Genomic DNA, 6,433 nt, shown 5'->3' on the forward strand with positions numbered 1-6,433 from the left:
GGGCGAAGGTGAGCAGCGGTGTCTCGAGAGCGCCGTTGAACAGCACGTAGCGCTTGTCCGGGCTGAGGCGCAGGGCACGGCCCAGTTCCTCGTCGCCTGCCAGCACGGCGGCGCGCCACCCCGCGAAGCGGTCCTTCAGGGCCTGGCCGAGGTCGCGATAGAGGGCCGGCAGTTCGGCGCGGTCACCCAGACGCTCGCCATAAGGGGGGTTCGTGATGACGAGGCCAAGCGGCGTCTCCGGCGGCGGTTCGACGTGGACGGCGTCGCGGCGGTCCAGGTGGAAGAAGCCGGCCACGCCTGCGTTCTGCGCATTGCGCTTGGTGGTCTGCACCATGTGCGGATCGGAGTCGCTGCCGAAGAATACCGGACGCAGGTTGCGCAAGCCTTCGTCGGCGCGGGCCCTGGCCTCGTCGTAGATCGAGCGCCACAGGGAATAATCGTGCTTGGCCCAGCCAAGGAAGCCGTAGTAGTCGCGCTTCAGGCCGGGCGCCACGTCGGCGGCCATCAGCGCGCCTTCGATCAGAAGGGTGCCCGAACCGCACATGGGGTCGACCAGCGCGCCGCCTTCGGCATAGATGCGAGGCCACTGCGCGCGCACCAGCATCGCCGCGGCGAGGTTTTCCTTCAGCGGTGCCTCGCCCTGCTCCTCGCGCCAGTTACGGCGGTGCAACGGCAGGCCAGAGAGATCGATCGACAGCGTGGCGCGGTCACGCCGCACGCGGACGTTGATGCGAAGGTCCGGCTCTTCCGGATCGACATCCGGGCGCGAACCGGTCGCGGCCCGGTACTGGTCGACGATCGCGTCCTTGGTCTTCAGCGCGATGAACTGGCTGTGGGTGAGCTTGCTCATCGCCGTATTGGCGTCCACGGCAAGTGTGCCGTGCGGCGCCAGGTGCTCGGACCAGTCGATGTCCTGGATGCCTGCATAGAGCTGATCCGGATCGGCGGCGTCGAACTCCGACAGCGGCAAGAGGATCCGGCTGGCCATGCGCGACCAGAGGCAGGCGCGGTAAGCGGTCTCGATCGAACCGGTGAAGGCGACACCGGCGAGTGCCTCGCGAACGTCACCGGCGCCGATGGCGATCAGTTCGTCCTTGAGCAGGTACTCGAGGCCTTTCGGGCAGGTGGCAAAGAACTTGGTTTTGGTCATGCAAGGTTCCCCAGGAAGCGAAGGAACTCGGCTTCGATGTCGGGCAAGGTGGCGCCTAGGCGGTGGTCGTCCTGCACGAGCAGGGCGGGAATGGCGTGGTCACGGGCGAAAGCCAGTGCCTCGCCCAGGGGGCAGACGTCGTCGGCATAGCCATGGACGAGGAAGGTCGGTACAGYGGCCCTCAGGGCGAACTCCCTCGGATAGCCCGGGATCTTCGTCGGCAGGGCCAGCAGGAAGATGCCCGCCACGGGAGCGTCCAGCGAGGCCAGCCCGGAGACGAAGGCGCCCATGCTCGAGCCGACCAGGACCGGCGGTGTCGGCGAGGCCGCGATGGCCCCGGTCAGCCGGGCCAGGCGCGGATCGATGCTGCCGGCATGGCCGCTGGCGTCGTCCTCCCGGTAATCCGGGCGGACCGTGGTCCAGCCCTGCGACTCGGCCAGGGCCGCCAGGACGCTCACCTTGGTGGCGTCGGGGCCCGAATCGGAGCCGTGGGAAAGAATGATGTGGCCGCGCATGGCGGTCTCCGGACGCGGAATGACCGGCTATGTTATCAAAGCGCCATGATCGACATTCTCGACACCCCCCTGCCCTATGTCGCCCGCCTGCCCGAACGGGCCGCGGACACCATCGACCTCGTGGTCATACACTGCACCGAGCTGCCCGACCTGGCCATGGCCCGGGAGTACGGCGAGAAGGTGCTATACGACACCGGGGCCGGCAATAGCGGTCATTACTACGTCGACCGGGACGGCACGGTGCTCTGCTACGTGGACCCCCTGCGCGTCGCCCATCACACCCGCGGCTACAACCCGCGCTCCATCGGCATCGAACTGGTCAACACCGGGCGTTACCCGGACTGGTTCCATTCGGCGAAGCAGACCATGACCGAGCCGTACCCGGAGGCGCAGATCACCGCCCTGCGCGCTCTGCTCGACCACCTGGTCGAACGCTTTCCTTCGCTCCGGCACATCGCCGGCCACGAAGACCTGGACACCGCCATGGTCCCGTCCAGCGACGATCCCGAGAACGAGGTCCCACGCAAGCGCGATCCCGGTCCGCAGTTTCCCTGGGTTCGTGCCTACGACGCCGGTCGCCTGGGCCGGCTCGACGGCTGACGCCCGCTATACTCGGCGCTCATTCGCTCCACGGTCAGAAAGGAAACCCATGTCGGACGCTCACGTCGGCGAACTCGTCGAACTCCTCGAACTCGAACGCCTGGAAGACAACCTCTTCCGCGGCCAGAGTCGGGACATCGGCACACGCTTCGTCTTCGGCGGCCAGGTGCTCGGCCAGGCCCTGTCGGCGGCACAACGCACCGTGGATCCCAAGCGTGAAGCACACTCGCTGCACGCCTATTTCCTGCGCGCCGGCGACATCAACGCACCGATCGTCTACAACGTGGAGCGCACGCGCGACGGCGGCGCGTTCTCCTCGCGCCGCGTGGTCGCCATCCAGCACGGCCAGCCGATTCTCAACGGCTCCATCTCGTTCCAGGAGCCGGAGACCGGTTACGAGCACCAGATGACGATGCCGGAAGTGCCGGCCCCCGAAGACATCGAGCCGATGCATGCGATGAACGCGGAGCAGGTCGCCAAGCTGCCGGAGAAGACCCAGCGCTGGCTCGGCATCAACGGCCCGTTCGAGTTTCGCCATGTGTGGCCACGCGACGAACTGCGTCCGGCCAAGCGTCCGCCTTACCAGCACATCTGGTTCCGGCTCACCGCGCCGATCGAAGACACCCTGGCTCTGCACCAGGCCCTGCTCGCCTATGCCTCCGATTTCCACCTGATCGGCACGGCCACCCTGCCCCACGGCATCTCCTATCTCACCCGCAACATGCAGATGGCCAGCCTGGATCACGCCCTGTGGTTCCACCGGCCGTTCCGCATCGACGAGTGGCTGCTGTACTCGTTCGACAGCCCGACCTCGCAGGGGGCGCGCGGACTCGCACGCGGCATGATCTATACACGTGACGGCCGTCTCGTCGCCTCGACGGCGCAGGAAGGCCTGATCCGCGTTCGTCCCGACTGATCAGGTGAGCATCGAGCTACGGCATCTGCGTTACTTCATCGCCGTCGCCGATGAACTGCATTTCAGTCGTGCCGCCGAACGGCTGGGTATTTCCCAGCCGCCGTTGAGTCAGCAGATTCGCGACCTCGAAGGCATGCTCGGCTTGAGGTTGCTGCGGCGGACCAATCGGCGCGTGGAGCTGACCGACGCGGGACGCGTTTACCTCGATGCTGCGCGGGACATCCTTTCTCGTGTCGGCGAAGCCGGCGACCTCGCTCGCCGCGCGGAACGTGGTGAGATTGGCGAACTGCATGTCGGGTTCACGCAGAGCACGCCGTTGATTGCGCGGTTTCCGCGGGCCGTTCGCGCTTTTCGCGAAGCCTACCCGGCCGTGCGGTTGGTGCTGAAGGAACACAACACGCTGCAGCAGATCGAGCGGCTGCTCGACGGCAGTCAGCAGGTGGGGCTGATTCGCGGCACCGACCTACCGCCGTCGCTGACGGCACGCAAGCTGGTCGAGGATCCGCTCGTTGCCGTGCTGCGTGTAGACCATCCGCTGGCAAAGGGCCGCAAGCCACGCGTGCGTGTGGAGCAACTCGCCGCGGAGCCGTTCGTGGTGTTCAGTCGAAACGCCGGGACGGGCGTTGCCGCGCAGGTACAGGCGATGTGTCGTCGCGCGGGTTTCTCGCCTCGCGTTGCGCAGGAAGCCGGTGAATCGGCCACGATGGTCGGTCTGGTTGCTGCCGGGCTCGGCGTCGCCGTACTTCCGGCGTCGATGAGTCAGGTGCATGTCGAAGGTGTTGCCTACGTACCCATCGATTCGCCGGATGCGGCCAGTGCTCTCTATCTCGTGCACCGCCAAAGCGATTCGTCGCCGCTGGTGAAGGCCTTCATGCAGTTGATGCTGAAGGCGTGAGCCTGCGCAGCTTCAGAGCGATTGCGAGGCCAGCGAGGACGAGCACCGCGACATACGTCGCCACGCCGTTCCAACCTGCGTAAGTCCAGGCCAGGCCGCCGATCGAGCCGGCGATGCTCGAACCCATGTAATACGAAAACAGGTAGAACGACGAGGCATGCGCGCGTGCGAACGTCGCGCGCTTGCCGACCCAGCCGCTTGCAATCGAATGACCGCCGAAGAAACCGAAGGTCATCATCGCGATGCCCGCCACGATAGCCCACAGTGACGAGCTCGCGGTCAATGCCACACCGGCCAGCATGATCACGAAGGTCGTCCAGAGCACGCGCGGACGTCCGAGTCTGTCAGCGACCTTGCCCATCCACGCTGAACTCGCCACGCCGACGACGTAGACCATGAACACGGCGCCGACATGCGATTGCGAAAGCGAGAACGGCGGCGCCAGCAGGCGATACGCGACGTAGTTGTAGATGGTGACGAAGGCTCCCATTAGCAGGAAGCCTTCGGCGAACAGCCAAGGCAGTCCCTTGTCGCGCCATAGCGAACCGAACGAGGCAAGTAGCGCGCGTGGATGCGAGCGACGCTTTTCGAAATGCGCTGAAGCAGGAAGACCGCGGGCAACCAGTACGGCGGCGATCAACCCCATCGCTCCGATGATCGCCACGGCCACGCGCCATGAGGCGTGATCCGCCGCGAAGCCGGAGATCAACCGGCCGCCCATGCCGCCGATGGCGTTACCGCCGATGTACAGGCCCATGGCGAAACCCAGCGAGTCGCCGTGGATCTCTTCACTCACGTAGGTCATCGCCACAGCGGGCAAACCCGCGAGCGTGATGCCCAGGAGCGCCCTCAGCACGAGGAAGGTGCCCCAGGTCGGCGCCATCGCACTGAGCAGCACGAGCAGCGATGAGCCGAGCAGCGAAGCCAGCATGATCGGTTTGCGTCCGAAGACGTCCGAGATCGCGCCGGCGAACAGCATCGACACGGCGAGCACGCCCGTGGTCAGCGACAGCGAAAGACTGCTCGATGCCGCATCGAGCGAGAACGCGCGCGAGAACGCCGGCAGCAAGGGCTGCACGCAGTAGAGCAAGCCAAATGTCGCGAAACCCGACGAGAACAGCGCCAGGTTGGTACGCCGGAATGCGGGCGTGCCATGACGAATGCGCCGATCCACGACAACCGCCGGCGCGACGGACGATGAGCCGTCCACAGGAACCTCCAGGGAATGTGCCATGAGACAAGGCTAAACCCTGAATTGAGTCGGATCGAGATAGTGCAGGCACCGATTCCATAGCTGGAACGTCTCAATGGCGCCGAATGCTGGTCCTTACCGTGTCACCGAACCGACGTCCCCGGCGCATCGCCATCCCACTGGATCGCCGAAGCCAACTCTTCCCCGGTCAGGGCCAGTTCTCCCGAATCTGCCTCGGTCTTCAGCGACACCACATGCCCGTCGTGCCGCGACAGCTCGCGCGCTCCCGAACTTGCCATGGCGTGAGCTCGCTCATCGTCCGAGGACAGCAACACCAGCAAGGTCCTCGAGCCGGCGACGAAGCGTACCCCGCTGGTCGCACCCGACGTCGCCAACGCCTTGGAATCCAGCGGCACGGCCTTCACCTTGCCCGCCCAGCGCGGCGGCGCGACGAACGTATAGCCCGCCGCCTCGTCCCGCCAGGCGAAGCGTTTCATCGGTTCGGGCGTCGGCGCGGCCTGGCGGTGGGAGCCCGGCGGCGTCTGCCCCGATGCCATCAGAGGAAGGCCGAGCAACAGGGCGAGCGTGAGCGATTTCATGGCGTTGTCTCCTGGAGTCGCCTTGCAGCCTACGCCTGGCGCGTAGCGACAGCGTCAAGCGCCACGATCGGCACCGATCCTCTCCGCGTCGGCGCCACCTTCCTTGCCGTCTTCCCGCCCACTGACCCAGGCGAACAAGGCGATGCCGACGATGATGGCGACGGCGCCGAGGGCTGCGATCGGTCCGGGAACGGCCTCGCGCAGGAAGATCACACCGATCACCGTCGCAAACAACAACTCCGCCGCCTGCATGGCCTCAACACCGGCGAGCGCAGTCGGCTGCCGCCCGACCATCTCGGTCGCATGGAAGAACAACACAGTGGCGATTACGCCCGATGACACCGCCACACCACCGGCGAGCAATGCTTCACGGAGCGACGGCGGCCCAATGGTGAGCCACGTGACGACGGCGAGCAGCAACCACAACGGCCAACTCGCCAACGTCATCCCGAACACACGCTGCACCGCGCSAAGCTTCGTTCCCGTGCGTTCCAGATGCAGCAGGATCATCCGGTTGCCAAGCGGATAAGCGAACGCGGCAAAAACCACGGCGCCCACCGCAAGCC

General features: G+C 66.0%; 8 protein-coding genes. 3 read left to right on the top strand and 5 right to left on the bottom strand.

Annotation, left to right across the window (positions count from 1 at the left end; all coding sequences use genetic code 11):
- Together AC1DSN_RS16800 and AC1DSN_RS16805 are read right to left on the bottom strand one after the other, a co-directional pair.
- Positions 1 to 1,150 (bottom strand): THUMP domain-containing protein (locus AC1DSN_RS16800; RefSeq protein ID WP_477331778.1); only part of this gene is annotated, 1,150 nt, incomplete at its 3' end.
- Entirely contained in the window at positions 1,147 to 1,665 is a 519-nt protein-coding gene (locus AC1DSN_RS16805) for an alpha/beta fold hydrolase (RefSeq protein WP_477331780.1), read from the bottom strand. The genes AC1DSN_RS16800 and AC1DSN_RS16805, both read right to left, overlap by 4 nt.
- A gap of 45 nt (positions 1,666 to 1,710) precedes the next feature.
- Between AC1DSN_RS16805 and AC1DSN_RS16810 the strand changes: the two genes are divergently transcribed.
- From AC1DSN_RS16810 to AC1DSN_RS16820, 3 genes are read left to right on the top strand one after another with little or no spacing between them, the layout of a single operon-like run.
- Positions 1,711 to 2,265: an N-acetylmuramoyl-L-alanine amidase gene (locus AC1DSN_RS16810; protein WP_477296847.1), complete on the top strand. Its 555-nt coding sequence runs from the start codon at positions 1,711 to 1,713 to the stop codon at positions 2,263 to 2,265.
- 49 nt (positions 2,266 to 2,314) lie between these two features.
- The gene (gene tesB, locus AC1DSN_RS16815; protein ID WP_063572567.1) at positions 2,315 to 3,181 is read left to right on the top strand and encodes an acyl-CoA thioesterase II; all 867 of its coding nucleotides are present in this window, start codon (positions 2,315 to 2,317) and stop codon (positions 3,179 to 3,181) included.
- Positions 3,182 to 3,185: 4 nt separating this feature from the next.
- Positions 3,186 to 4,076, top strand: coding sequence for a LysR family transcriptional regulator (locus AC1DSN_RS16820; RefSeq protein ID WP_213948006.1), 891 nt, complete (start codon positions 3,186 to 3,188; stop codon positions 4,074 to 4,076).
- Here AC1DSN_RS16820 and AC1DSN_RS16825 read toward each other — a convergent pair.
- The 3 genes from AC1DSN_RS16825 to AC1DSN_RS16835 form a co-directional block, all read right to left on the bottom strand.
- Positions 4,051 to 5,310, bottom strand: coding sequence for an MFS transporter (locus AC1DSN_RS16825; protein ID WP_477331783.1), 1,260 nt, complete (start codon positions 5,308 to 5,310; stop codon positions 4,051 to 4,053). The genes AC1DSN_RS16820 and AC1DSN_RS16825 overlap by 26 nt on opposite strands.
- A 101-nt stretch (positions 5,311 to 5,411) precedes the next feature.
- Positions 5,412 to 5,867, bottom strand: a complete 456-nt coding sequence (locus tag AC1DSN_RS16830) for a hypothetical protein (protein WP_477296681.1) — start codon at positions 5,865 to 5,867, stop codon at positions 5,412 to 5,414.
- A 54-nt stretch (positions 5,868 to 5,921) separates the two neighbouring features.
- A partial coding sequence (locus tag AC1DSN_RS16835) for a multidrug resistance efflux transporter family protein (protein ID WP_477331785.1) occupies positions 5,922 to 6,433 on the bottom strand: 512 nt, incomplete at its 5' end.

Source organism: Luteibacter sp. P4_D7_3, from assembly GCF_056401735.1.

Bases quoted from the DNA above. Each gene is read 5' to 3' on its own strand.
- AC1DSN_RS16810 (WP_477296847.1), top strand. From the start codon at position 1,711: ATGATCGACATTCTCGACACCCCCCTGCCCTATGTCGCCCGCCTGCCC.
- tesB (WP_063572567.1), top strand. From the start codon at position 2,315: ATGTCGGACGCTCACGTCGGCGAACTCGTCGAACTCCTCGAACTCGAA.
- AC1DSN_RS16825 (WP_477331783.1), bottom strand. From the start codon at position 5,310: ATGGCACATTCCCTGGAGGTTCCTGTGGACGGCTCATCGTCCGTCGCG.
- AC1DSN_RS16830 (WP_477296681.1), bottom strand. From the start codon at position 5,867: ATGAAATCGCTCACGCTCGCCCTGTTGCTCGGCCTTCCTCTGATGGCA.